The organism is Facklamia sp. P13055 (genome assembly GCF_050409445.1).
Lineage (GTDB): Bacteria > Bacillota > Bacilli > Lactobacillales > Aerococcaceae > Facklamia.
Window position 1 is genome coordinate 12,175 of record NZ_JBNUPL010000007.1, and the last position, 26,781, is coordinate 38,955.

At 36.9% G+C, this 26,781-nt stretch carries 21 protein-coding genes, 3 pseudogenes and 1 riboswitch; of the genes and pseudogenes, 10 read left to right on the top strand and 14 right to left on the bottom strand.

Annotated features, from left to right (window positions below):
* Nucleotides 1–185 precede the first annotated feature (185 nt).
* The 6 genes from ACQV2O_RS04030 to ACQV2O_RS04055 all read left to right on the top strand — a co-directional run bounded on the left by ACQV2O_RS04030 (nt 186) and on the right by ACQV2O_RS04055 (nt 9,341).
* Nucleotides 186–2,798 carry a vitamin B12-dependent ribonucleotide reductase gene (locus tag ACQV2O_RS04030; protein WP_428873095.1) on the top strand — a complete coding sequence of 871 codons (2,613 nt, stop codon included), beginning with the start codon at nt 186–188 and terminating at the stop codon, nt 2,796–2,798.
* Between the two features lie 163 nt (nt 2,799–2,961).
* Nucleotides 2,962–4,596, top strand: a complete 1,635-nt coding sequence (locus ACQV2O_RS04035) for a peptide ABC transporter substrate-binding protein (protein WP_428873094.1) — start codon at nt 2,962–2,964, stop codon at nt 4,594–4,596.
* A gap of 770 nt (nt 4,597–5,366) precedes the next feature.
* Nucleotides 5,367–6,308 (top strand): ABC transporter permease, encoded by a 942-nt coding sequence (locus ACQV2O_RS04040; RefSeq protein WP_428875058.1) that lies wholly within the window; start codon nt 5,367–5,369, stop codon nt 6,306–6,308.
* Nucleotides 6,309–7,379, top strand: a complete 1,071-nt coding sequence (gene opp3C, locus ACQV2O_RS04045) for an oligopeptide ABC transporter permease (RefSeq protein ID WP_428873092.1) — start codon at nt 6,309–6,311, stop codon at nt 7,377–7,379. It abuts the gene before it with no gap.
* Nucleotides 7,380–7,387: 8 nt separating this feature from the next.
* The gene (locus tag ACQV2O_RS04050; protein ID WP_428875059.1) at nt 7,388–8,458 is read left to right on the top strand and encodes an ABC transporter ATP-binding protein; all 1,071 of its coding nucleotides are present in this window, start codon (nt 7,388–7,390) and stop codon (nt 8,456–8,458) included.
* Nucleotides 8,451–9,341 carry an ABC transporter ATP-binding protein gene (locus tag ACQV2O_RS04055; RefSeq protein WP_428875060.1) on the top strand — a complete coding sequence of 297 codons (891 nt, stop codon included), beginning with the start codon at nt 8,451–8,453 and terminating at the stop codon, nt 9,339–9,341. Before ACQV2O_RS04050 ends, ACQV2O_RS04055 begins: the two co-directional genes overlap by 8 nt.
* A gap of 58 nt (nt 9,342–9,399) precedes the next feature.
* Here ACQV2O_RS04055 and ACQV2O_RS04060 read toward each other — a convergent pair.
* The 5 genes and pseudogenes from ACQV2O_RS04060 to ACQV2O_RS04080 all read right to left on the bottom strand — a co-directional run bounded on the left by ACQV2O_RS04060 (nt 9,400) and on the right by ACQV2O_RS04080 (nt 14,095).
* Nucleotides 9,400–10,523 (bottom strand): annotated as a pseudogene (locus ACQV2O_RS04060) (glycerate kinase).
* Between the two features lie 8 nt (nt 10,524–10,531).
* Nucleotides 10,532–11,803 carry a GntP family permease gene (locus ACQV2O_RS04065; protein ID WP_428875061.1) on the bottom strand — a complete coding sequence of 424 codons (1,272 nt, stop codon included), beginning with the start codon at nt 11,801–11,803 and terminating at the stop codon, nt 10,532–10,534.
* A 130-nt stretch (nt 11,804–11,933) separates the two neighbouring features.
* On the bottom strand, nt 11,934–13,253 hold the full coding sequence (locus ACQV2O_RS04070) for a DUF4767 domain-containing protein (RefSeq protein WP_428873087.1): 1,320 nt from the start codon (nt 13,251–13,253) through the stop codon (nt 11,934–11,936).
* 47 nt (nt 13,254–13,300) lie between these two features.
* Nucleotides 13,301–13,711, bottom strand: a complete 411-nt coding sequence (locus ACQV2O_RS04075) for an OsmC family protein (RefSeq protein ID WP_428873086.1) — start codon at nt 13,709–13,711, stop codon at nt 13,301–13,303.
* Between the two features lie 117 nt (nt 13,712–13,828).
* Nucleotides 13,829–14,095 carry a metal-sensitive transcriptional regulator gene (locus ACQV2O_RS04080; RefSeq protein WP_428873085.1) on the bottom strand — a complete coding sequence of 89 codons (267 nt, stop codon included), beginning with the start codon at nt 14,093–14,095 and terminating at the stop codon, nt 13,829–13,831.
* 167 nt (nt 14,096–14,262) lie between these two features.
* Between ACQV2O_RS04080 and ACQV2O_RS04085 the strand changes: the two genes are divergently transcribed.
* Both ACQV2O_RS04085 and ACQV2O_RS04090 read left to right on the top strand, forming a co-directional pair.
* Nucleotides 14,263–14,565, top strand: coding sequence for a rhodanese-like domain-containing protein (locus tag ACQV2O_RS04085; protein WP_428875062.1), 303 nt, complete (start codon nt 14,263–14,265; stop codon nt 14,563–14,565).
* A gap of 377 nt (nt 14,566–14,942) precedes the next feature.
* Nucleotides 14,943–15,071: pseudogene (locus ACQV2O_RS04090) on the top strand (IS3 family transposase); the annotation flags it as partial.
* Nucleotides 15,072–15,180: 109 nt separating this feature from the next.
* Here ACQV2O_RS04090 and ACQV2O_RS04095 read toward each other — a convergent pair.
* A complete protein-coding gene (locus ACQV2O_RS04095; RefSeq protein ID WP_428873083.1) occupies nt 15,181–16,374 on the bottom strand; it encodes a cation:proton antiporter in 1,194 nt (397 codons plus the stop codon).
* A gap of 43 nt (nt 16,375–16,417) precedes the next feature.
* Nucleotides 16,418–16,500: riboswitch (Fluoride riboswitch) on the bottom strand.
* Between the two features lie 386 nt (nt 16,501–16,886).
* Between ACQV2O_RS04095 and ACQV2O_RS04100 the strand changes: the two genes are divergently transcribed.
* Both ACQV2O_RS04100 and ACQV2O_RS04105 read left to right on the top strand, forming a co-directional pair.
* Nucleotides 16,887–17,540, top strand: a complete 654-nt coding sequence (locus ACQV2O_RS04100) for a YitT family protein (protein WP_428875063.1) — start codon at nt 16,887–16,889, stop codon at nt 17,538–17,540.
* Nucleotides 17,541–17,552: 12 nt separating this feature from the next.
* Nucleotides 17,553–18,260, top strand: coding sequence for a YaaA family protein (locus ACQV2O_RS04105; protein ID WP_428875064.1), 708 nt, complete (start codon nt 17,553–17,555; stop codon nt 18,258–18,260).
* Between the two features lie 177 nt (nt 18,261–18,437).
* Here the strand turns inward: ACQV2O_RS04105 and ACQV2O_RS04110 are convergent, their stop codons facing one another.
* From ACQV2O_RS04110 to brnQ, 8 genes and pseudogenes are all read right to left on the bottom strand, one after another.
* Nucleotides 18,438–18,659, bottom strand: a complete 222-nt coding sequence (locus tag ACQV2O_RS04110; protein ID WP_090289833.1) for a helix-turn-helix transcriptional regulator — start codon at nt 18,657–18,659, stop codon at nt 18,438–18,440.
* Nucleotides 18,652–18,918: pseudogene (locus ACQV2O_RS04115) on the bottom strand (hypothetical protein); the annotation flags it as partial. The pseudogene ACQV2O_RS04115 and the gene ACQV2O_RS04110, both read right to left, overlap by 8 nt.
* A 348-nt stretch (nt 18,919–19,266) precedes the next feature.
* Complete coding sequence (locus ACQV2O_RS04120) at nt 19,267–20,286, bottom strand: ABC transporter ATP-binding protein (RefSeq protein WP_428875065.1); 1,020 nt, start codon at nt 20,284–20,286, stop codon at nt 19,267–19,269.
* Entirely contained in the window at nt 20,279–21,262 is a 984-nt protein-coding gene (locus ACQV2O_RS04125; RefSeq protein ID WP_428873078.1) for an ABC transporter ATP-binding protein, read from the bottom strand. The genes ACQV2O_RS04120 and ACQV2O_RS04125 overlap by 8 nt, the downstream gene beginning before the upstream one ends.
* An 11-nt stretch (nt 21,263–21,273) precedes the next feature.
* The gene (nikC, locus tag ACQV2O_RS04130) at nt 21,274–22,251 is read right to left on the bottom strand and encodes a nickel transporter permease (RefSeq protein ID WP_428875066.1); all 978 of its coding nucleotides are present in this window, start codon (nt 22,249–22,251) and stop codon (nt 21,274–21,276) included.
* Nucleotides 22,252–22,263: 12 nt separating this feature from the next.
* On the bottom strand, nt 22,264–23,193 hold the full coding sequence (locus tag ACQV2O_RS04135; protein ID WP_428873076.1) for an ABC transporter permease: 930 nt from the start codon (nt 23,191–23,193) through the stop codon (nt 22,264–22,266).
* Nucleotides 23,194–23,256: 63 nt separating this feature from the next.
* On the bottom strand, nt 23,257–24,777 hold the full coding sequence (locus ACQV2O_RS04140; protein ID WP_428873075.1) for an ABC transporter substrate-binding protein: 1,521 nt from the start codon (nt 24,775–24,777) through the stop codon (nt 23,257–23,259).
* A 575-nt stretch (nt 24,778–25,352) separates the two neighbouring features.
* Entirely contained in the window at nt 25,353–26,669 is a 1,317-nt protein-coding gene (brnQ, locus tag ACQV2O_RS04145) for a branched-chain amino acid transport system II carrier protein (RefSeq protein ID WP_428875067.1), read from the bottom strand.
* Between the last annotated feature and the right edge of the window lie 112 nt (nt 26,670–26,781).

Consider the following 26,781-nt stretch of genomic DNA (forward strand, 5'->3'; position numbering starts at 1 on the left):
ATTCAATGTTTGTGTTTTTAAGATTGAAATTTTGTTTTTTAGCAAGTATACTAAACTACAGAACTTAATAAACACAATATATTGGGCTTTATTTTATCTTTATATCCTATATATTGTGTTTCTTACTATGTTTGTTAGAATATTCAAAATGTATCGAAGATCTTAATAGAGAGGCTGAACTGATTATGGAAACGAATACTTTAATTCCAAAGACTGTCGAATGGAACCGTCAAGATCTTAATGAGGCTATCAAACATTTCCCTCAAGTAACTCCTGTTACATCGGAAATGAAAATCACTCACTCTGGTGTCTCACGAATGGTTATGTTAGACAGGTATTCTTTTAAAGACACCGCTAAGAAAACTCTAAAAGCTGGCGATTTAGTAGTCTTAACTGTAAAGCCTGATCCATCCTATCCTGCAAGAGGTATTGGTATTGTGCAAGAACTTGATTGGGAAAAAGGTCAAGCTCTTGTTTTATTAGAAGAAGAATACCGTGGTAATCTTGAAAACGAAAAAGAGCGCCTTAGTGGCTTAATCTTGCGAAGCATTGACAGTTTAGATAAGCCTTTAGAAATATATTATGAACAAATCGCCCACCGTAATGCAGTCGGTTTAGCTGAAATTGAAAGTACAAAAGAAAAACAAGAAAGCTCTTTTGAAGCTTTTTATAATCAGCTTTCTAATTTAAACTTTGTCCCGGCTGGTCGTGTCCTATATGGAGCAGGCTCACAAACGGATGTTACTTATTTTAATTGCTACGTTATGCCGTTTGTCCCTGATTCTCGCGAGGGAATCGCTGAACACCGCAAAGAAGTAATGGAAATCATGTCGCGCGGTGGCGGTGTAGGAACTAACGGCTCCACTCTAAGACCTCGAAATACTCTGGCAAGAGGAGTAAACGGTAAGTCCTCGGGTTCTGTTTCTTGGTTAAACGACATTGCTCAATTAACTCACCTTGTTGAGCAAGGTGGCTCGCGCCGGGGTGCACAAATGATTATGTTAGCAGATTGGCATCCAGATATTATTGAATTTATCATTTCTAAAATGCAAAACCCCCGCGTTCTACGTTATTTAATTGAACAAACAGAAGATGAATTAATTCAAAAGCTAGCACAGGAAAAACTTAAATTTGTTCCACTCACTCCTAATGACCAAGTAATGCATGAAACAATTGCTTCCTATCAAAATAAAGAGGATTTTGGTGGCTTTAATGTAGATATCATTGAGCATTCTAGAGCTGTTTTACGTGATAAGGGTGCTTATGAAGTCCACAATGAAGACTTTTTAACAGGAGCAAATATCTCAGTAACTATCACTTCGGAATTTATGGAAGCGGTAGAGCAAAACCTAGATTGGGACTTACGTTTCCCTGATGTCGAACATTATAATAAAGAAGAAATGCATGCTTATAATACTCAATGGCATCAAGTAGGAGATGTACGTGATTGGGAAGAGATGGGATATGCAGTCAGAACATACCGAAGTATTCCCGCTCGTGAACTATGGAAATTGATTAATATTTGTGCCACCTATTCAGCAGAGCCTGGTATTTTCTTTATTGATAATGCTAATAAGGATACCAATGCTAAAGCCTATGGCCAAAAAGTCGTAGCCACTAACCCTTGTGGTGAACAACCTTTAGCTCCATATTCTGTATGTAATTTAGCAGCTATAAACTTAGCAAATATGGCTAATAAAGATGAACACACGGTTAATTTTGAAAAATTGAAAGAAACGGTTCGTGTTGGTGTGCGTATGCAAGATAACGTTATCGATGCTACCCCTTATTTCTTAGCAGCCAATCGTCATCAAGCTTTAGGAGAGCGCCGAATCGGTTTAGGTGTTATGGGGCTAGCTGACTTATTGATCTATACTAATCAACGTTATGGTTCTGCTTCAGGTAATCAATTGATTGATAAAGTCTTCCAAACGATTGCGATCACTGCTTATGAAACTTCGATTGAATTAGCCAAAGAAAAGGGAAGTTTCCCCTTCCTAATAGGTTCAACCGATGAAGAAACGAAACAATTGCGTCAAAACTTTATTTCAACAGGTTATATGCAGAAATTACCTAAGCACATTCATCAGGGTATTTTAGAACATGGCATTAGAAACTCTCACTTACTAACAGTCGCTCCTACTGGATCAACCGGTACGATGGTTGGAGTAGCTACGGGTCTTGAGCCTTATTTTGCCTTTAAATATTATCGCTCTGGACGTTTAGGTAAGTTTATTGAAGTAAACGCTGGAATTGTTCAAGAATATTTAGAGCGTCATCCAGAAGCAGATGCTGATCACTTACCAGAAACTTTTGTTTCAGCCATGGAATTAAAGCCAGAAGAACACGTCGATGTTCAAACAACTATCCAGCGATGGGTAGACTCATCCATCTCTAAAACAGTGAATGCCCCCAAAGGTTATACTGTTCAACAAGTCGAAGAAATATATGAACGTTTATACAGTGGGGGAGCTAAAGGCGGAACCGTTTATGTTGATGGTTCAAGAGATTCTCAAGTTCTTACTCTCAAAGCAGAGGAAAATGAAAAAGATCAAAATATTGCTCTTTTTGAGGTTGAAGATCAAGAAATACGTGTTGTCGATGAAGTTGAAGAATTGCGTCAGTTAGTTGATTTAGCTGAGAAAGATCATTATACCCAAAGCGGTCATACTGATGATGTGGTCTACGGTTCAGAAGTAGGAGATACTTGTCCAATTTGTCGTAAAGGAATCGTTGAAGATATTGGGGGTTGTAACACTTGTACAAATTGTAATGCTCAGTTACGATGTGGTCTCTAAGTATTTAAATTTGCTTGCACAAATGTAATCTCTAATTGATAAACCTTATCTTAATCTTGAGATAAGGTTTATCAATTTCTCTTTTAATCGACCCCCCAATCTTATTTTGTGAGTTTTTCACTTATCTATGTTATATTAAAGAAAAATTAAAAAGGAGCGGCTTATGAAAAATAAACTATTCAAATTTATAACGATTTCTATCGCAGTTACTGGTCTTCTCATAGGAAATCTTGCGCCGATATCAGCTCAAGAAATAGATCCCAATGTCGAACAAAAATTATCTATTATGTCGATTGGAGAACTAGCAACTCTAGACGCTATGCTTTATAATGATACCCCATCTTCAGATATGATCGGACAAATTTTTGAAGGACTTTACCGTGTTTCAACTGGTAGTGAAGTCGAATTGGGGCAAGCTGAAAATGTCGATATCTCTGAAGACGGTTTAACCTATACTTTCACCTTAAGAGATGGTTTAACTTGGTCTAATGGTGACCCTGTTACAGCTAACGATTATGTCTTTACTTATCAAAGATTAGTCGATCCGAATAACGCCAATACCTCTTCTTCTGTTGAAGTGTTTAAAAACGCTAGCAAAGTTCGTAATGGTGAAGCTGAACTTTCTGATTTAGGAGTGACTGCTCCTGATGAGAAAACTTTGGTAATTGAGTTAGAATATCCAGCTCCATATCTACCAAAATTACTCACAGGTTCTCGTTTTATGCCAGTTAACCAAAAGGTAGTTGAAGAAAAAGGTCAAGCTTATGGAACAAGCGCAGACAGTATTGCTATGAATGGTCCTTTCCTCATTGAAGGATGGGAAGGAACCAGTTTAGAATGGAAATTGATTAAAAACCCAAATTACTGGGATGCTGAAAAGGTCTTTTTAGAAGAAGTCCTAGTGTCTGTTGTTAAGGAAACAGGAACCGGAGCTGACTTATTTGACGCCGGCGAACTAGACTATACTATCTTGAATGATCAATTTGTAGGACAATACAATGGCGCTGATTTCTTCAACCAGATTCCTAAAGCAACTGTCGGACACCTACAGTTCAATGCCACCAAAGAACCAACCAATAATATTGCTTTGCGTAGGGCCATTATTCAAGCGATTGATAAAGACACTTATACCCAGTCAGTCATTCAAGATGGGTCAACTTCTTTAAACGGTTTCGTTCCTTCAGGATTTGATGTAAATGATGAAGGCGTGGATTACCGTGAAGAAGCGGGTGAAATGCTTACATTCGATATTGAGGCAGCTCAAAAAGATTGGGAAACAGCTCAAAAAGAATTAGGACAAGATAATATTGAGTTACAATTACTAATTTCTGACTCAGATTTAGCTAGTCGTACAGCTGAGTATATTCAAGCTCAATTAATGCAAAATCTTCCCGGATTAACGATTACAATTCGTTCTGTCCCTCTACAAAATCGTTTAGAATTACAAAGATCACTTGATTTCGATATCTTCTATGGAACTTGGGCTCCAGACTATCAAGATGCGATCAACTTTGTAGAACAAATGGAATCAGACGGAGGCATCAACTTTGGTCAATACTCCAATGAGAAAGTGGATCAATTAATTGATCAAGCCAGAAACGAGTTTGCCAATGACCCAGAAAAACGTCGTCAAGCTCTTATTGAAGCAGAAAAGATTGCCGTCGCTGATGAAGCTTCTCAGTCTTCATTCTATCAAGCATCTACTACCTACTTATTGGATACTAGCGTAAAAGGCTTCGAAGTTTTACCATTTGGTCGAACAATCAATTTAAGAACTGCATATCGAACTGCAGAGTAAATCTATAATAAATGAAACTCTAAACTTTCTTTATTAAAATAATTAGGCTACCTAGCAGTGGAAGATCCACTACCAGGTAGCCTAATTTTCGGTATTTATCATCCGTTCAATAGATACCAACCTGCTCAACTTCCGTTAGGAATCTCTTTTTTAAGAATAGCTAATATTATCTAACATACCATGTGATTGAATCACAAGCATCTCTCTTGGCTCAAGTTTTACCACAAATAATGCCTGCTTCCCTTCAATTTCAGCTTTAGGATATTCTCCTTCTTGCTAAAGTATTACGTTCAAAGTCGTCAAAGGTCACTAACTTATCCGATTGTTTAATAGCTTCTACTCAACGAATTCTAGCTATCGAATATCTGTTCTATCTAAATCTTTGAGACAAATCGCTTTCTTAATATCACCCATGTGTCACTCCCTTAAAATTAATCATTCTTTAATTATTTATAGTTCGAATAACAAATTTATTTAGTTTAAAAGCTTTAATTATTATTGGACTTTATCCATTTATCAAGTATTATACAAGCTAGATCATTAAACAGCCATGTAGTATTATTAGCTAGAACTATTAATAGTCTGCCAATATTCTACTAAAGCTTTAAAATTTAATGGCTTTCCATTATAAATTTTTGACTCTATCAGCTCATGAAGTGGATAATTCTTACTTAATTGTATTAAAATAAAAGATAATATAAGCAATAATGGCATGATTGACACAAAAGGGTTTATACTGTTTAACTTTAAAATACGAAAGGTGGATAACCATGAATTCCTACACAAAATTTATAATCCGGCGTGTTTTTTATATGTTAATTACGCTTTGGATTATTATTTCCGTTACCTTTTTCCTCTTACAGTTCTTACCTGGTTCCCCTTTTGCCAATCAAGATCTTTTAACCGAGACCCAACTTCAACTTTTAAATGAAAAATATGGTCTCAACCAACCTTTACTTGTTCGCTATTTTTCCTACTTAGCAAATATATTAAAAGGGGATTTAGGGGTGTCCTTTCAATATAATAACTTACCTGTTACTAAAATTATTTTAGATCGAGCCGGCCCCTCTATGATTTTAGGAGCTCAAGCCATGGGTTTTGGTGTGGTAATTGGAACTATCTTAGGAATGATTGCAGCTGTTAAACAAAACACTTGGATCGATACCTTCACCTCCGTTTTTGCTATTGGCGGAAGATCTGTTCCCAACTTTGTTTATGCTGTGGTCCTTCAATTTCTGTTTGCTGTTTGGCTAGATTGGCTACCAATTGCTTTCTGGCGTGACGGCTATGCCTCAACTATTCTTCCAAGTCTTGCTTTAGCCATTTCACCTATGGCAGAGTCTGCTCGTTTCGTTCGAACTGAGATGATTGAAGTGCTTCACTCTGACTATATTGAATTAGCAACCGCTAAAGGCTTTTCAAAATTTTATATAATTACTAAGCATGCGCTGCGTAATGCGATTATACCTCTATTAACAATAGTAGGACCCATGACAGCAGCTGCCATGACCGGCTCACTGGTAATTGAACAAATTTTTTCAATTCCTGGAATTGGTGAGCAGTTTACCAAGTCAATTTTAGTGAATGACTACCCAACCATTATGGGAATTACAATTATGTATTCTGTCTTATTAGTTGTTATTATTTTAATCGTCGATATTCTATACGGCTTTATAGATCCTAGAATGCGACAAGTTGAAGGAGGTGGCTAGATGCCAATCGAAAATTCTTTAAATACGGCGAATAATGCTTCAACAAAACACACAGCGGATATAGATCCAAAGCTCTTTCAACCGAAAATTTCTATCCAAAGTGAAGACAACGAAAAGATTGAAGCCCCTTCACTGAACTTTCTACAAGATTCATGGCGGAGATTAAAAAAGAATAAAGGTGCTATGATTTCACTCTTTTTCGTTATTTTAATTCTACTTCTTGCTATTTTAGCCCCATGGATTGCACCCGCTTCACCGTTCCAACAAAATCCAGCTCAAGCAAACCTCCCTCCTAAAATACCAGGTTTAGAAGATTTTTCATGGTTTAGTGGTAAAAGTGTCAACCGAGGTGGTGCTTTGACTGATGCCTATCAAAATGCCAATGTGGCTGAGGGAACCTACTACTATCTTGGAACAGATGGTTTAGGTCGTGACCTCCTCTCACGTATTTTATATGGAACTCGAATTTCACTTTTAGTCGCATTTATTGCTGTTCTAATCAATGTCATTATCGGTGTAACCTATGGCATGATATCTGGTTGGCTAGGCGGTAAGGTAGATACACTGATGCAAAGAATACTGGAAATTATTTCAGGTGTTCCCAATTTAGTAATCGTTGTTCTGATGCTTTTAGTATTGCAGCCCGGTTTACTATCTATTATTATTACGATTGCTCTCACCTCTTGGATATCAATGTCCCGGGTGGTAAGAGCGCAAACACTTCGTTTAAAACAACAAGAATATGTCTTAGCTGCTAAGGTATTAGGCCAATCGACTGGCAAGATTCTATTAAAACATATCCTTCCCAATATGTTAGGAATTATTATTGTCCAAATGATGTTTGCTATACCATCTGCCATCTTCTTTGAAGCTTTTTTAAGTTTCATCGGGATTGGAATCCCTGCACCCAACGCTTCCTTAGGAACTTTATTGAGTGAAGGTTACAAGACTTTTCGCTTTTTACCCCATTTAATGTGGTATCCAGCAGCTGTTATCTCATTAATCATGTTGTCCTTTAACTTATTAGCAGATGGACTGCGTGATGCTTTTGATCCCAAAATGAAAGAGTAGGTGACTTCATGAATAAGGCTATCATTCAAATTAAAGACTTAAATATTTCCTTCAAAACCTTTGCTGGCCAATTAAAAGCTATTCGTGGAATCAACTTATCCTTGTATGCCGGTGAAACATTAGCAATTGTTGGCGAATCAGGCTCAGGTAAATCAGTAACCACACGTGCATTGATGGGGCTTCTAGCTAAAAATGCGACCATTGAAGCAGGCGAAGTGATATTTGAAAAACGAGACCTTTTAAAATTATCTAAAAAAGAAATGGAAGCTATACGTGGTAGCAAAATTGCCATGATTTTTCAAGATCCAATGACCGCCCTCAATCCTACCCTAACCATCGGAAGACAAATTACTGAAGTTTTAATTCGTAAACGCGGTTTTAATCACTCACAAGCGCGTAAAGAAGCCATTAACCTTTTGGATTTATGTGGAATTGTTCAATCAGAGAAAAGAATTAATCAGTATCCACATCAATTTTCAGGTGGTCAAAGACAGAGGATTGTGATAGCGATTGCTTTAGCGGGAGATCCTGAAGTGCTTATTGCCGATGAGCCCACAACTGCTTTAGATGTAACCATTCAAGCACAAATCATTGAATTACTTAAAAAAATTCAACAAGAAAAGAATATGACCATTATCTTTATCACTCATGATTTGGGTGTGGTTGCCAATGTAGCAGACCGAATTGCCGTTATGTATGCGGGTAAAATCGTTGAAATAGGGACAGTGGATGATATTTACTACCATCCTCAACATCCCTATACCTGGGGACTTTTGACAGCTATGCCAACCATTTCCAAACAAGATCAATTATATGCTATCCCCGGTAGCCCACCTGACCTTTTAAATCCTCCTAAAGGAGATGCTTTCGCCTATCGGTCAGAATATGCTTTGGCTATCGATTTTGAGGAGGAACCGCCCATGTTTGAAGTCAATCCTGGACATTATGCAGCCACTTGGTTACTCCACCCAATGGCTCCAAAAATGACCCCGCCAACTGCTATCTTAGAAAGATATCAACGTTGTCGAAAAAAGCAGTCACAGACCGATAAGAGTGGAATGGAGGAGCATTATGAATAAGCATGCACCTATTCTACAAGTTAAGCACTTGAAACAATACTACCACCAAGGAACTGATAAGGAAGTCAAAGCGGTAGACGATGTTTCCTTTGAAATCTTTCCTGGAGAAACTTTTGGGTTAGTTGGAGAATCAGGTTCTGGTAAATCAACGATTGGCAAAGCAATTGTTAACCTCTATCAACCGACCAGTGGTGAAATTATCTTTCAAGACAAAGCTTTATCGAGTAGCTACAACAAAAAGGAACGTTTGAAATTCCATAAAGAAATTCAGATGATTTTCCAAGACCCTTATGCTTCTTTAAATCCTCGTATGAAGGTTCGTGATATTATTGCTGAAGGCATTGATATTCATGGACTCGCACAATCAAAAGAGGAAAGAGACGAAAAAGTCAATCGACTCTTAGAAGATGTAGGGCTCAATATTGATCACGCTGGTCGCTATCCTCATGAATTTTCTGGCGGTCAACGTCAACGTATTGGGATAGCACGAGCTTTAGCAGTTGAACCAAAATTCATTGTTGCCGATGAACCGATATCAGCTTTAGATGTTTCCATTCAAGCTCAAGTGGTCAATTTATTACAAGAACTAAAAGAATCAAGAGGACTAACCTATCTCTTTATTGCCCATGATTTATCCATGGTTAAATATGTCAGTGATCGCATTGCCATTATGAACCGTGGTCGGATTTTAGAGTTAGCCGAAGCTGAGGAATTGTATGCAAACCCTTTACATGCCTATACCCAGTCCTTACTCTCAGCAATTCCTTTACCAGATCCTGATTACGAACGTCAACGTCAACGTATTCATTATCAGGTTGATCCAGAAAAGTTGGCTGAAGAGATCCTTAAAGAAGTCAAACCTAATCACTGGCTTGCTCAATAAACTAAACAAAAATCACCATTGAATAAGTTTATTCAATGGTGATTTTACTTTTAACTCTTTAATAGTTGACAAACAGCTTGGCTACTGCTGTTAAATTTTCCTCTGTATGAGTTAGTAGGTCTTGCAAGGAGCTTGGCCCAGGCGTAATACTCAAAATCGCATCAAAGCCTAACTGATATAAGATTTCAATATCATTTCTGACAGAACCACATAATGCGATCACTTTCGACCGGAAAGCTACTTGTTTAGCTAATTGCATGACTCCAAAAGGGGTTTACCGTATTGCGTTTGAAAGTCAATCTGACCCTCTCCTGTAAAACAAATATCGACATCTTGTAAAGCTGTCTTCAAATTGACTGTTTCTATAACAATATCGATGCCTCTTTTATGTTTTGCAGAAGTAAATGCTAATAATCCTGCCCCTAACCCACCAGCAGCCCCAGAACCAGCAATATGAGCCACTTCACGATTCAAGTCACGATAAATAAGGCGTGAGAAATGTTCAAGATTCGCATCAAGCTTTTCAATCATTTCTGGACTTGCCCCTTTTTGCGGACCGACTACAGCCGAAGCTCCTTGCGGACCACACAGCGGATTATTGGCATCACAGGCAACCTTGAAGATAGCATGCTCTAGACCAGGATGAATAGTCTGACAATCAATCCTATCCAAATGCGATAAGCCTTGATTGCCGAAAGGAATCTCTTGGCCTTCTATGTCTAATAAACGATAGCCTAAGGCTTGAGCCATACCGGCTCCCCCGTCATTCGTAGCAGACCCTCCAATCCCTAAAATAAATGAGCGAACTCCTCGATCTAGACATGCCTTAATGACTTGACCTGTTCCATAGGTTGATGTTAATAAAGGATTACGATCTTCTTTTTCAATAAGATGAATGCCTGATGCACTGGCCATTTCAATTACGGCTGTTTTGCCATCTCCTAAAATACCATACCGGGCTTGAATTTTTTCTCCTAAAGGTCCCTGCACTTCGACTGTATAATAAACTCCCTGACTCGCATCAATCAAGGCTTCAGTGGTACCTTCACCTCCATCTGCCATCGGAAGCTGAAGAATTTCTGCTTGAGGAAAGACTTGTTGCACACCTTTTTTTATAGCCTGGCAAGCATGTTTTGCCGAAACCGCTTCTTTAAAAGAATCACAGGCCATCACAATTTTCATTAATTTTACTAACCTCCTAAAACGCCATAGATACTGGTTGAAACAATAGTTAAAACGAAACCTACTAATGATTCATATGGAATTAGTTTTAGACATTCTTTAAAATCGGCTGATACGGATCCTCCTGTCGCGTGGAAGAATGAACCATGAGGTAAATGGTCTAATACTGTCGCCCCTGCGTGTAACATAGCAGCTCCACTGATAGGAGAAACACCTGACGAGAGAATAGTTGGTGAAAAAACAGCTGAGCCAACTGCCGATCCTGAAGTAGTCGAAGCGGTCGCCGCACTCATAAAAATTCCTGCTAAAGGTGCTAAAAGATAGGCAGGTAAACCTAAAGAGTCTAGACTATTAGTAAGGACATCTCCTAAAGTAGAATTGGTAATCACTCCTGCGATTAAACCTGTTCCTAAAAGGATAATAGCCACATTAATCATCTTACTTAAACCATATTGAGTATATTCTTGTAAGTGCTTAACATGTCCCACCATTATCAAGCCAAAAAGACCTCCCAGAGGAAGAGCCAACATAGGATCAATCATTATATTAAACAAGGGGCGTAAAGATAGTAAAACAATCGCTAAAATAGGTCCTGACAAGGCTTTCCATAAATAAGGTAAATTTTCTGCTGTTTGATCGTCTCTTGAAGTTCCTGTTTGTTCAATTTGACTGCCTTTATTAATTAATCGTTTGGCTAGCCAAGCTGTAAACATCACCCCAATCAAGGCTGGAATAAGACCAGCTAACATGACTTGAGTTAAGGAAACACCAAAACCATCGGAAACAGCAATAGAGTTAGGATTTGGTGAAATAATATTACCTGATTTGCCGCCACCAATCATAGCCATCAAAAGTGCAGTCCGTGAATAACCCAATTCTTTACCAATCTCTAAAGCGATAGGCGCAACTGTTATGACAGATATATCAATAAAAACCCCCACAAAAGTTAAAATCATAGTAGCAAGTGCGATCGCTAATAAAGCTCTTTCGCTTCCCAAACCCTTAATAATAGCATGGGCAATGGCAGCTGCCGAACGTGTCTTAATTAAAACACCTGCAAGGATTCCAGCTGCTAGTATCCTTAAGATAGAGGTAATCATGCCTTGCGCACCATTTGTCATGAGACTGATGGTTTCACTTAGATTCGCTCCTCCTAATAATCCTCCGAATAAAGCGCCGATAAATAAAGCATAAAAAACTGGAAACTTTTTAAAGATTAATAAGATAGCCAATAATAGACCTAACAAAGCGCCGATAGCCGTTACTGTTACTACTTCCATTTCCCCACTCCTAATTGATTATTGAATGGCTTCATTATATTGTTTCTTAATATCTTTGCCAATCTTATCAGCCAATCAGTGACTATATAAAAAGACAGCTTCAAAAGAGAAGCTATCTTTTTCTAATGATTTAATAAATGGATTTAAAAAGTTGATAAAGTTCTACATTGGCTGTGTCTTTAAAATGATGAACCGCTAAATTGTCAGGTCCTTCCATGGTAATCAAAACTCTTGGGATTCCTTGATCTTCAACAAATAAATAAAAATGTCGTTCCGCTCTAGGATTATCTTGATCACGAATATCAGTCATTGCCATTAAGACATTGATTTCATCATTAATAAGCTGTTCAGCTTGATAATGAGCCTTTCGTTCCTGACCATCTAAGTGAATTACCATTGACTTTAAAGGAAGGTCCCCACCTAAGAAGTCTATAGGCGTCTCTGGAGTGACAAACTCATATTTTTGACCCATTTTTGCTTGCCAGTCTCTGACTGCTGTCATCAATGCTTGTTTTTGCTTTGATGACCCATTTAATGATTGCTCTTTTGCTTCAGTCGATAATGACTGGACTTGATAATTGGGGTAATAATTATTAATCACTCGACCATATACTTGTGACCAATCGTAAGCTACTAAAGGATGTAGCTCAGGACTAGCCAAGTGACCCTCTGTGATTTTACCAGAAGGAATATGGAAATAATAAGGAGTCGTTCCCCCAATATCTTGTACAAATGCTCCGTTGGTGATGGTATACATTTCATATTGTTCACTCGGATACTCTAACTCTTCAGGAATAGTAAACATCTCGTCACCAAAACCAAAACTATAGGCTTCTGGTGCATAGCTAGAAGCTAGACTGATGCGAATTAATTGGTCGAGATGTTGATCATCAAGTGCTAAATATTTCACAATGTTTTTTGCAAAATCAGTCCCCTCTAATAGAAAATAGCCCGGTAAGTTCTGATTGATACCGGCTTGATAAGATTCCATAATCGCACTGACTATGAAAAGACGTAATTGATTCAAAGCTTTTTGATCTGCTGAACTTAATTCAGCTAACAACATCTTTTCTAGACCAAAAGAATGTGAAAATATTTCTCTTAAATTGCCAATATGATTCGCGTCTTCTTCAACACTTTGATATTCAATAAGATTCTCATAATAATCATTGTAAAGCTTTGGAATGATCCAATGATAGGAGGTATCAAAATTAGCCGGCCCCATTTGCTGTAAACTAGCAATAGTATATTGGGGAGCATCTAATGAATAGGATTGTACCGTTTCTTGCCACAGTTCCATTGCTTGTCGAACTTCTTGAATATCTACTGCTTCTTCGGCAAAGACTAAATTCTCACCTTGAGCAAAGTAACTTTGATGAGGAGAATGAACCATCCCCATACCACTGAAGCCAGTCACCATCATCAGGCCAAGTCGTAAAATTTTCTTCATTGCTAACACCCTTTCCCTTATTTTTTATTCATAACGATTGAACACTTTTAGTTGATAACAACTTGGTAAGTAGCATTAGCTTTCATTAACTTATGCATGGGACAGCGTTCAAGAGCAACTTCTACGATAGAATCAGCTAAATCTGCTTGAACATGGGGCATAGAGATTTGAACTTTAACCACAAATTGATAGCCGGGATTATCTTGGTGTAGTTCGACCAAGACAGATACTTGAGTCTGGTGTTTAATCCCTCGACGAATTTCTTCTGCTTCTATGGTAGCATTTAGACAAGTTGCTATGGCCATTCCCAGTAGCTGCTCCGGATTACTACCTTCTATTTCACTTAATGGACTGGAAACCTTAACTTCAAAACCTGCTGGATCTTCAACAAAGGTTTTGCCTTGAATACCGTCTCGATTAACTACTTTAGTTTGATAAAGCGTTTTTCCTTCCATCATTTGCAAAAAACCTCCTGTACTCTTTCTGATACTATTGTATAAGCTTTTTTTAGAATATGCTATCTATGTCTCACTAAAAACTAAATCTTTCGCTTTCATTACTTGATAGCTCACACTCTATTTTTTTATAATCATCGAAATAGCTTGCTCTAGTCGTTGATTCTGCTTTTCTGAATCTTTATCACCAGTAGTTAAACATTCTTTTAAATTTTCAACCATGATTATGCCCATAATACGATCCACACTCGAACGAATAGCAGTTAGTTGGGTTACTATATCCATACAGTCTCTGTCCTCTTCTAACATCTTTTGGACCCCTCTTAATTGACCTTCTGCTCGTTTTAAACGATTAAGTAGGTTTTTCTTATTATTATCTTTATGCATGATAAACTCCTCTTATGTATTTGTTCTTAAATTTTAAAACTTGACAAATCTTTTGCATTGATGTTTAATATACCCTACCGGGTATGTTAAGTATATAATTTATTGGCTTAAACTACCACTTATTTATAAAAAATCACTTTTATATGTCAAACAGAAAGGAAGATACCATGTTCCCAACGATTTCCATTGAAGAACTTTATCAAAAATCTCAGGAAAAATCGCTTAATATTATTGATGTTCGAGGTGAAGCTGAATTCCAAGAAGGACATATCCCTGGATCTAAAAACATCCCCTTGAATCAGCTCCCAAATGAATATACATCTCTTAATCAAGATAAAGAATACTATTTAGTATGCCACTCGGGTGGACGTTCTAAAAGGGCTAGCCAATTCTTATCTAAAATGGATTATCAAGTGACTAATGTTACACCTGGAGCACCTTCTTGGCCTGGTGAACTAACCACCGACTAAGCAGAAATTATTAAATTATAAAAGCCATCAGATCTAATAAGGCACTGCCCCCAAATAGTGAGGCAAACATAAAAACACCTCCGTTAAATTCGTATGAAATGAATTTAATGGAGGTGTTTGATTAGGGTTAATCACCTAGCTTATTCTGCAGAAACAAAATGGAAATGTATTGAATTGAAACGTCATCAAGCAGCGATGGATGTCCTAAAAAACACAAAGAGTTGAAGAGGAGTGGGTACCAAAAGTGGTCGTCGAAACGGTTGAAAGTTTAAAAGCGCATGATTCGGTGAGTTTAATCCTCTCCTGCTTAGGGATCCGCTCGATCTACTTATTATCGTTGGAAAGTTCGTGTAAATGCTAACCTAGAAAATGAAGGGAAAATTAAAATTGGACAATTATGTAAGAAACAGCCTTTCACCTATGGTTACCGTAAAATCACCCATTTAATCAACTTAGAAACAGAAAAAACTGTTAATCATAAGCGAGTTCAACAAAAATTAGGCTAGGTGTCACCGATTCAATACCGACAACAAGCAGCCTAACAGAGGTATTTTTTATTCTGTCCCATTTATGGGGTACAGTGCCACAACAGATCATGATGGCTTTTTGTGCTAATTATTTGACTGAAGTATCCTCATGTTCTAACCAAAGCGGCGCAAAATAATCAATAAAGATAGCGCCTAATGGAGCTGTTATTAAAATAGATACAGTGGCGGCTATTAAAATTAAAGAACCACTAGCAATACCAGCCATTAATGGGAGTCCACCGAGGGAAGCTTGAACCGTAGCTTTTGGTAAATAAGCTCCCATAATAAAATAACGCTCTTTCTTTGCAAATGGTGTCTTTAAAATGGATAAAGCAACCCCCAACATACGGAAAATAAGACCTATTACAATAATGATTACTATCGGCCAGCCCGCTTCTAAGGCTAAACTCGGATTGACAATCACTCCTAGGAAGACAAAGAGGAAAATTTCAGCAAACTGCCAAATTTTTTGATACGAGGCTGTTAAAGTGACAGCCCTTTGCGGCGCTTTCTTTTGCACAATTAGGAAAATCACTAAAACAGCAAGCACACCTGAATAAGGCAGGATGTCAGTTAATAAGCTCTCTAAACCAAGAACTAAAAAAGAAATAGCTAAAGAGACAATTAAAGCTTGTTGCCCTTCCCACTGATAGCGGTTTAAGAAATAACTTAAGCTATGCCCCACTAAAAACCCCAAAAATATTCCTGTGACTACTGAAATAGGTGCAGATAATACCGTTGATGCTGAAACACCTTGACCTTGAGCTAATTGCATAAAGGCTGCAAATAATACAAAAATTAAAATATCATCTGCTGTCCCGCCTGCTAAAATCATTTGAGGAATGGCCTGTTTAGTTCCTAATCCTCGGTCAATTAACCCCACCATTCTCGGTACTAATACCGCAGGTGATACAGCCGCCAGTACACTAGCTAATAAAAATGAATCAACATAAGATATGTTTAAAAGATAAGGTCCAATCAAACCAATAGCTAAAATTTCACAAATTGCAGGTAAAAAACACATTAAAATAGCTGGTCTTCCTACTTTAATTAAATCCGAAAATTTTAAAGTTAGTCCAGCTCTAATCAAAATAATCATCAAAGCAATTTGACGAATTTCTCCCGCCAAATGTGTTAATTCACTAGATAATAAATTGAAAACATTTGGACCTAAACAAATACCTAATACCAAATAGGCTAACAGTTTTGGTAAGTTAATTTTTTCGAATAGTTTTCCAAACAACCACCCCAATATCAAGACAAGCCCTAAACTCCACAACATTGCTTCTCCTCCTTTAAAATACAAAAACTTCTGTATGCCAAAAAAGCATACAGAAGTCATCAGCTAATTAGCGGTTTATCTACCTTGCTGAAGGTAAATAGGAAGTACTTCATTTCCTTTAAATCTTAGTTTACCCTATTCTATTTTGTTAGGCAAGCTAAACTTTTAAGAAAAGCAATAATTTTAAAAGGGTAATTTTATTTGCCAAATTCCTAGTTCGTGCTATAATTTTTATAGTATCGTTTTACGATGGATACTGGTTCGTTCATTTCGATCAGTAGGGTTTATCTGATGCTTATATCGTCGATAAAGAGCCTAGTTGAAACCTGATGTGGGGTCTGCAAAGGCTAAAAAGATTACTAGAAGCTCAGAGTTTTACCAAAAGAAAAATTAGCAAACAAAAAAAGCATCCATACCATCTTAAGATTGCCGTACGAGGTTAGCCTACGACACAAGCAGTCTTTTTTTGTGTCCTAATGAGACTTCGTGTAATAAAAATTAGGAGTGTAAATATGCTTAAGCGCTTTTTGAGTCGCTTTTTATTAAGTAAAAAAGAAATATTGGTTATTGCATTAGGAGCCTTTATCATGGCTTTTGGCTTGGTGAACATTCATATACCCGCTAAAATTACAGAAGGGGGTGTCATTGGTTTAGTTCTCTTCTGCTATCATTTCTTTGACTGGGAGCCATCTAAATTAAGTTTTTTAGCAGATATTACTTGCTACCTTATTGGCTTATCCTTATTAGGTAAAGATTTTATTCGCCGTGCCATTCACGCATCCTTTCTATTTGCTGTTTTCTATCGCCTTTGTCTTTGGATGGGACCTGTTCTTCCAAGCCTTTATGATAGGCCTTTATTAGCTGCTATCTTAGGAGGCGTTGCAATCGGCGTAGGATGTGGTTTATGTATCAGTCAAGGTTGTGCCGCAGGGGGCGATGATGCTTTGGCAATGGTTATTTCTGAGAGGGCCTACGTCTCGATTACAAAAGCCTATCTGTTAACAGATGGCGTGGTTTTATTACTTTCACTGCTATATATTGCTCCACAACACCTGATCTTTTCTTTTATTACCACTTTAGTTTCATCAACAATTATTGGTCAATTCGAACTACATTTTCCTAGCTTTGACTTACCAAAAGCTTCATCCGTTGCTAAAGCCCAATAAAGGAGTGTGCCTATGACTTTAATTATTTTCTCTCCCAGTAAAGAGATGGATACGATAGTCGGTAATGGTTTAATACCACAATCAGATCCCGTCCAAGCCATTATTAAAGAGCTTGCCTTAAAAGATACGACTGAGTTAGAAAAACTCTTTAAATGCTCAGCTGAACTTGCTCAAGATATCTATCATCGTTATCAAGTCATTAATAAAAAAACAGCTCGTCCTGCCTATCAAGTCTATCAAGGCCTAGCCTTTCGGCAAATCAAATGGGATAAAATAGACTTGAACTATGCCATTGACCATCTGAAAATTCTGTCTGCTTTATATGGGCCAATCTCTCCCATTCAACCAATCAATCCCTACCGTTTAGACTTTAATACCTCGCTAAAAATCAAAAATCAAAGCTTGAAAAGCTTGTGGAAAGCTCACTATAATAAAGCTTTCGAAGAACAAACCGTCATTAATCTCGCTTCTAATGAGTTTGCTTCTTTACTAGACCCTAAAAAAATGCAACTCATTCAAATTAACTTTTATAAGGATATAGAATTAAGTAAAAAAGCACCCTCAGCCACCAGTAAAAAATTGAGAGGGGCTCTACTCAACTATTTACTACAAACAAAATCTTTAGATTTAAATACCTTTAAAGCATTTAAGGCCTTTGAATATAGCTATGCCAATGGTGATTTCGAAAACAAAGAAATTAATTATTGTCTAAATCAATAAAGTAATTAAAATATTCAAAATCTAAAACCCTCTTAAAACAACTTGATAAGGTGTTTAAGAGGGTTCTTATTTAAATCAATTTCATTTATCTGCTGGAAACTCTACAGATTTTACCTACATTTTAAACTATATTCTATAAAATCTTAGTTAAGAATAAATTTTGATTAAAATATCGTATTAATTATCTCCAGTAGATAGATAAAAAATTTCTTCAAATTTCTTATCGAGTGCTAAACATAGTAAATAGGCCAATTTTGCAGTTGGGTTATACTGACCTGTTTCTATTGAGGAAATAGTATTTCGAGATACTCCAACCATTTTTGCCAATTCTTCTTGGGTTAGTTTTAATTCTTTTCGTAAACCTTTTAGATTATTCTTTAGTTTTAACTTTTCATCCATAATAAAGATCCTTTAAAAAAAACACTATTGCAACTAATCCCACTGTAAACAATAGGATAAACAAAAATAAATATTTTATTTCTTTCCTTGCAAAGTATTTATATAATTCTCCTACCCCAATTGAAAGACACAGCATGGCAAGAATATCCAAAAAAGGGAGATTCTGCGATTCTTTAATAGCGGAAATAAATGCAGCGATACCAATTAATGCCCTCGAAATCCAAACGCTCGATTTATCATTAACAAAAATCTCTCCCTCATCTTTTTTTCCTTTTGAGCCAGCTTTAAAAAATCATCTTTTTCCAAGTTTATCTCCCCTTTGCCATGTTTACTTTTCTTAAATTGTATATTTGCAAAGTTAACTTGTCAAGATAAAAATTTATTATCTTCAATAATTACGAAAAAACTATGAATTGATTGGCTCAAACATCTCCTTCGCATAAATCCTCTGACTTAGAAAGCTTTTATGAGAATAAAGCTTTTAACTACGCTTATATGAAAGGTAATTTCCAAAAGAAACAAATCAACTATTGCTTAATGAAATAAAATCATTATAAAAATCCCTTCTAACTACCTAGTACAGAGGTGTTTTAGAAGGGATATTAATTTAAATCAATTTCATCTGTTCTTCAGGAAATTCTACCGACTGTGCAAATTTAATATCATTGTATAAGTGACATGCCACAAAGTGACCCGGTTCAACTTCTCTGAGTTCAACTGGAGTTGTCTTACAAATCTCCATACAGTGTTTACATCTACCAGCAAAACGACAACCCTCTGGAGGGTTCACCGGACTTGGTACATCTCCTTCTAAGAAAATCCGCTCTCGTTTAACTCCAACTTTTGGAATCGGAATAGCTGAAAGTAAAGCTCTCGTATAAGGATGTAATGGATTTTCAAAAATCCGATCATAAGTACCTAATTCTACGATCTGACCAAGATACATAACAGCAATCCGGTCAGAAATATGCCGAACAACTGATAAGTCATGTGAAATAAAGAGATAAGTCAGACCAAATTCCTCTTGCAGTTGATCCATCAAGTTTAAGATTTGAGCCTGAATGGAAACATCCAAGGCAGAAACCGGTTCATCTAAAACAAGAAACTTCGGTTGAAGAATAAGTGCCCTAGCAATACCAATTCTTTGACGCCGTCCGCCATCTAATTCATGTGGGAATGAACCTGCTAACCGTCTAGCTAGACCTACCGTCTCCATCATTTTATACACTTTTTGCTCTAATTCAGCCTGGTTTCTTGTCAATTTATTAACACGTAAGGGCTCAGCTATTAAGTCAAAAGTGGACATCCTTGGATTAAGAGAAGAGTAAGGGTCTTGAAAAACTATTTGCATCTCTTGACGCATCAAGCGCATTTCTTTCAAGCCCTTGTATTCCATAATGTTCTTACCTTCAAGGTAAATCTCACCGGCCGTTGGTTCATGTAAACGAATAATGGCACGTCCTGCCGTAGACTTTCCACAACCAGACTCACCCACTAGACCCAAAGTCTCACCTTTTTTAATATCAAAACTAATATTATCAACCGCTTTTAAATCACCGGCTTTAGTGGGGAAATATTTTTTAAGATTACGCACACTAATCAATGCTTCTTGATTATTGTTAGTCAAGGTTTTCTCCCCCTTCCTGGTTATATAAATGACAAGCTACATAGTGACCAGGTTTTACTTCACGATATTCTGGAAATTTATACTTACAAATTTCCATGCAATGTTTACATCTTGGATGGAAGCGACAGCCTGACGGTAAATCCGAAGGGTCCGGTGTTGAGCCAGAAATGACTTTTAATTTATCCACATCTTCATCGGCACTTGGAATGGAATCAAACAAACCTCGCGTATAAGGATGCAGTGGTTCTTCATATAAACTCTCAACAGAAGCATGTTCCACAATCGTACCAGCATAAATAACCGATACATAGTCGCAAATTTCAGCGACTACACCTAAATCGTGAGTGATTAAAATCATTGATGTATCGTATTTATCTTTTAAATCTTTCATTAATTCTAGTACTTGTGCTTGAATGGTTACATCGAGAGCCGTTGTCGGTTCATCGGCAATAATTAATTCCGGATTACATGCAAGAGCCATCGCAATAACCACCCGCTGCTTCATACCACCAGAGAATTGATGTGGATAGTCATTCAATCTTTCTTTACGGATTCCAACTAACTCTAACATTTCTTCTGCTTTTGCAACGGTTTCTTCTTTAGTAAGATCTTGATGGAGTTCGATAACTTCCTTAATTTGATCTCCAACGGTCATTATCGGATTTAATGAAGTCATTGGATCTTGGAAAATCATCGAAATTTTATTGCCTCGGATATTGAACATATCCTTTTCTTTAACATTCATTAAGTCTTGATCTTCAAGTAAGATTTCACCTGAGGTAATCTTACCAGGAGGATCTTGAATTAATTGCATAATAGCTAAAGCCGTTGTTGTTTTTCCTGCACCAGTTTCTCCAACTAACCCCAAGGTCTCTTTCTTACCGATTGATAAATTCAAATTATTAACTGCGTATACAGTTCCTGAATCTGTCTCATATTGTACACTAACATTTCGTAAGTCTAATAATTCCACCATAATCTTTCCCCCTAGCGCTTCAGCTTAGGATCGAGTGCATCACGCAGACCATCCCCTAAGACATTTAATGCAAAAATCGTTGTAACAATAGCCAGTCCTGGGAAGAGGGTCATATGTACAGCATCTCGAATGTAAGAACGACCACCTGATAACATAGCTCCCCACTCTGGTGTTGGTGGCTCTAATCCTAAACCGATAAAACTTAAACCAGCAGCATTAATAATTGCATAGGCAACCCCGAGGGTCGCTTGAACAATAATCGGTGCCATACAGTTTGGAATGATATGTTTTAAGATAATTCTAAAATCACTCGAACCATTTGCTTTAGCTGCTTCCACAAATTCCATATCACGAATAGAAAGCACAGAGGAGCGTACTAAACGCGCATAACCGGGAATAGCTGCAATCCCCACAGCAATCATAAGGTTTGCCAATCCGGGCCCTAAAGCTGCCATAATAGCAATCGCTAATAGAATATCTGGTATCGATTGTAGAATATCAATAAAGCGCATAAGCATATTATCTACTCGACCACCATAATAACCTGTCACTGCTCCAATCGCTACACCAATAATCAGTGAAATCGATACCGAAATAAATCCAACTTTTAGGGAAATTCTTGATCCATAAATAACCCTAGAAAAAATATCACGACCCAAATCATCTGTTCCAAATAGATGTTCTGAACTTGGTGGTGCAAATTGATTTTGTAGGTTTTGTTCAGCAAAACCATAAGGAGCAATCTGATCTGCAAAAATAGCCACTAATACCAAAAGTCCAATAATAAAGAGACCCACCATTGCCAATTTATTACGTTTCATACGAATCCAAATGTCTTGCAGACCACGGAAGCGACCACGCTTGTGTTCTTGCTCTTTCAGATAATGGTCCTTTACAACTGAATGCTCTTCTTCCATTCCGCTAACTATCGGATTACGGTCTAATTCAGCTACTTCATCTTTTTCAGAGTTTAATTTAGGATTTTCCATGTTGATACCCCCTTACACATATTTTGTCTTAATTCGTGGGTCAACATAGGTATATAGGATATCCACAATTAAGTTAACAATACTAAAGGTTACCGCCACAAAGAGAACACATCCCAGAACCATCGGCATATCACGCATCTTGATGGAGTCAACCATCAAACGACCAATACCAGGAATTGAGAAGATTACCTCTGTCATTAAGGCTCCCCCCATAAGCTGACCAAACTGAGTACCGACAATTGTAATGATTGGAATCAAGGCGTTTCCAAGCGCATGCTTCCAAACGACAACATTTTGCCGCTGACCCTTGGCTTTTGCTGTTTGAATATAGTCTTGTCGAATAACTTCCAGCATTGAAGATCGAGTCATCCGCGTAATAACCGAAACGGACTGGGATCCCAAGGCAACAGCAGGAAGAACCATCTGAGATGGCATTGAAAATCCTGATGATGGGAACCAGCCTAGTCTAACAGAGAATAACATAATAAGTAAAAGTCCTAACCAGAATACTGGCATTGAAATACCAATTAAAGCAAAAACCATAGCGATATTATCAAAAATAGAATACTGTTTAATCGCACAGATAATTCCAATTGGAATACCTAATAGAACAGCAAAAGAAATGGAAAGAAATGCTAATTTTATTGTAGCACCTGCTCGGTTAAAAATCTCAGCTGCAACTGAAGACTTAGTAATATAGGAAGTTCCTAAATCTAATTTAGTAAATACATTCTTAATGTAACGACCAAATTGTACTAAGAACGGATCTTCTAATCCCATTTCTAGTCTTAAAGCCTTAACTGCTGCCTCAGAAGCAGAAGGTCCTAAAGCATTTCGTGCAGGATCTCCTGGAGTGATATAAAGCAAAGCAAATACAATAAAAGAGACGCCTAAAATGACAGGAATTAAATACAGTAGCCTTTTTAATATATATTTTAGCATGTTTTAACGCACCCTCTTCTTTAGATAGAGGAGATGTTTCCATCTCCTCTAGAATACAATGAACTATTTTTCTCCCTTAGTTACCGGCGCTAATTGATACCATCCAAATGGAGAAAGTTTAATATTTTTAACATCTTTTTGAGCACCCACTGTCAATTCTTTATTGTGCTCTGGAATCCAAGCTGTGATATCCATTAAATGTTCTTGTGCTTGACGGTAAAGGTCTGCACGCTCCTCATCATCTTGAGAGAAACGGGCTTCTTCTAACATCTTATCTAACTCATCATCTTCAAGATAGATGTAGTTACCACCTTCACCTTTAGCTGAAGAGTGGAAGCATGGATATAAGAAAGTATCTGGGTCTGGAGAATCTGCTGTCCATGCAATTTCAAACATATCGTGTTTACCATTCTTAATTAACTCGTTAAATGCTGACCATTCTAATACGTTTATTGAAACATCAATACCTACTTCTGATAATTGTTCCTTCATAGCAGTTGCCATATCAATCCGGTCTTTGTTTTCATTAGTTGAAATAGAAGTTTCAAAGCCATCTGGGAAACCAGCTTCTTCTAGTAATTCTTTCGCTTTTTCAACGTCGCGTGCACGTGGCTCATATTCATCAGAGATAGAATAAGCTAACGTAGGTGACATTACACCTGTAGCTGTTTGACCTAATCCTTTAAATACAGCTTTAACGATCGAATCAATGTCAATTGCATAAGAAATCGCTTCACGAACTTTTGGATCATTAAATGGTTCTTTAGCAATATTAAATCCTAAATAAGTTGTCCCATAGTCAAAAGATTTCAATAATTGTAATTTATCATTGTTTTCAACCTTCTCAAGATCAATTGCTGAGATGTCATAAGCAATATCTACCCCACCAGATTCCAACTCAATCACACGGTTACTTGGTTCAGGGATTACACGGAAAATTAAATTCTTGTATTCAGTTTTTTCCCCATGGTAATCATCAAAACGTTCCATTTCAACAGAATCTGCCTTGGTCCACTTAACAAATTTCACAGCGTTAGTTCCTACAGGATTACGTGCGTAATCATTACCTGCTTCGTTTACTGCTTTTTCATTTACGATATATGCACCAGGGTGGCATAAAGCAGCTAAAATACCAGAAAACGGCTCAGTTTGTTTAAATTCTACTGTATAGTCATCAGTAGCTTTTACAGAGTCAATATCGATTGTTTCGAATAAGTGCTTCACGTTTGGTGCTTCAATCGCACGTTTTAGAGAAAAAACAACGTCAGATGCCTTTAATTCTTCTCCGTTATGGAATTTGATTCCTTGTTTTAATTTAAAAACGTATGTTGTTTCATCAGGTTGATCAAAACTTTCAGCCAAGCTAGGTTCTGCCTTACCCTCATCATTGATTTTAACTAATCCCTCATATATTTGAGTCATAACATGACTGGACTGGTTATCATTGGTGGCAATCGGATCGAGTGAAATTGCATCCCCAGATACAGCAACTGTTAAAGTTTCGCCACTTCCTCCACCAGAACAGCCTACTAATAAAAATACGCCCATTAACAATAACGTAAATAATCCTAATTTTCTTTTCATCATAATTGCTCCTTTATTTATTTGAAAAATCAACTCTCTTAAAAGTGAAATTTTTCACAAAGACCAGATAACAATAACTTACCCATTATCCTCCTTCCATAAATATTCATTCCGTTGCAAGCGGATTCATATTTTCAGTCTACCTTTTACCTGTTTGTTTGTCAACGCTTTCTTTATTGACATACAGCTATCTTTTAAAATTTTTATTTTGCTCTAAAATATAATATGAGTAACTATCAAAAAATTTATTGATTTATTTAGTGAAATTTTTTAGTTAATTTTTGGTTAATATTTTATTTATATTGTGAATAAATAAATATGAACGACCTTCATTTTTTTGTTGAGCATATTATTCATTTAAATAGTTTCTTTTCTTTGATTTTCTTCACAATCTTTATTGGATAAGAACGACTTTATTTCAATGAATTAAGTAATTATAGATTGTGCATTCTCTAGATCAAAAAATTCAATAAAAAAATACTGGATCTAAGTCCAGCATTTTTATATCACTTTATTGAAATGTTAATTTGAAAATAAATTATTAAAAATTTTATTAGGCTAATGCTTTAATTTCTTTAGACAGTAAAGTCTAAGCTTTGGGAACGGTCGACAAAAATAACACTGACTAAAGTTCCAAGGACGAGAGTTGGAATCCATGCAAAGCCAATTTTTACTAGGGGCATATCTACAAGCCACTTCCACTCGATGACTTTAGCGTTCAATAGAACAGAAAAAAAGCTAACTAATAAGACGAACAGTAGAGGTAATAAAAATTGCATTCTGTTAAGTGGTCGCACTTTATGTAAGATGACAAGGAAAATAAGAGACATAGTGACAGGATAAATTATCTCTAAAACAGGACCACTAGTCGCTATAATTTGATCCAATCCTTGATTGGCCATTAACCATGACACAGCAGTCATTATGATAACATGATTTTGATAGGAAATCTTAGGGTATAGATCATGAAAAAACTGACTAATTGCTGCTACTAGGCCACAAGCGGTGGTTAAACAAGCTAAAAAGACAATAATTCCTAACAAAGCAACACCGGATTGCCCCATAGCATTATTTGCTATAGTCTGTAATAGAAAAGTTCCAAGATTTTGACCTTCAGGCAGAGCCTCTGTTAGACTAATATGATTACCAACCCATGCTAGACCAAAGTAGAAAAGTCCCAATAAGCTTGCTGCAATTAATGAAGCCTTGCTTCCTTCTTTTAATAGTGTTTTTTGATCAAAGACACCTTTTGTTTCAAAAGCACTTTTAACAACAATAGCAAAGGCTAATGTGGCAAGTGTGTCCATAGTAGCATAACCCTTAACAAAACCTTCAGCCAAAGGATTGTTTTGATATGCTATTTTCATCGGAGCAGAAGGTTCATTTGTTCGATAAAGGAAATAGGATCTTACTAGAAAAATGACTAAGGAAATTAACAAAGCTGGCGTCAGCCACTTGCCAATCGCATCAACTATCGAATTCTTATTTAATGAAATCCACAAAACAAGGCCAAAAAAGACGAAGGTAAATAGGGCTAAAGTAATCCCATTAGCGTTAGATATATATGGAAGAGCGGACATCTCATAAGTAGTTGTGGCCGTCCGCGGAATAGCAAACAAGGGCCCTATGATTAAATAGTTACAAGTTAATAAAACAATCGCAAAGACAGAGTTAATTTTACTCAAAGCATTAAAATAACCGCCTTTTAAACTTGAGCCAACAATCATCGACAATAATGGCAACCCGACGCCGGTAATGATGAAACCTAAAATAGCTGGTAATAAACTCTGACCAGCTTCGTGGCCGAGAGCAACTGGAAAGATTAAGTTGCCTGCTCCAAAAAACATGGCAAATAACATAAAACCAATAGCTAATAGATCTTTCTTCTTCATACTAATCCCTCCAGAAAATAAAGTAGGTTTATTTTATTAAAATTGCATGAGGATTTCAAGAGGAATTTCTAATAAAAATTAAGTAAACGAATTCATTTATACAATCAAAAAA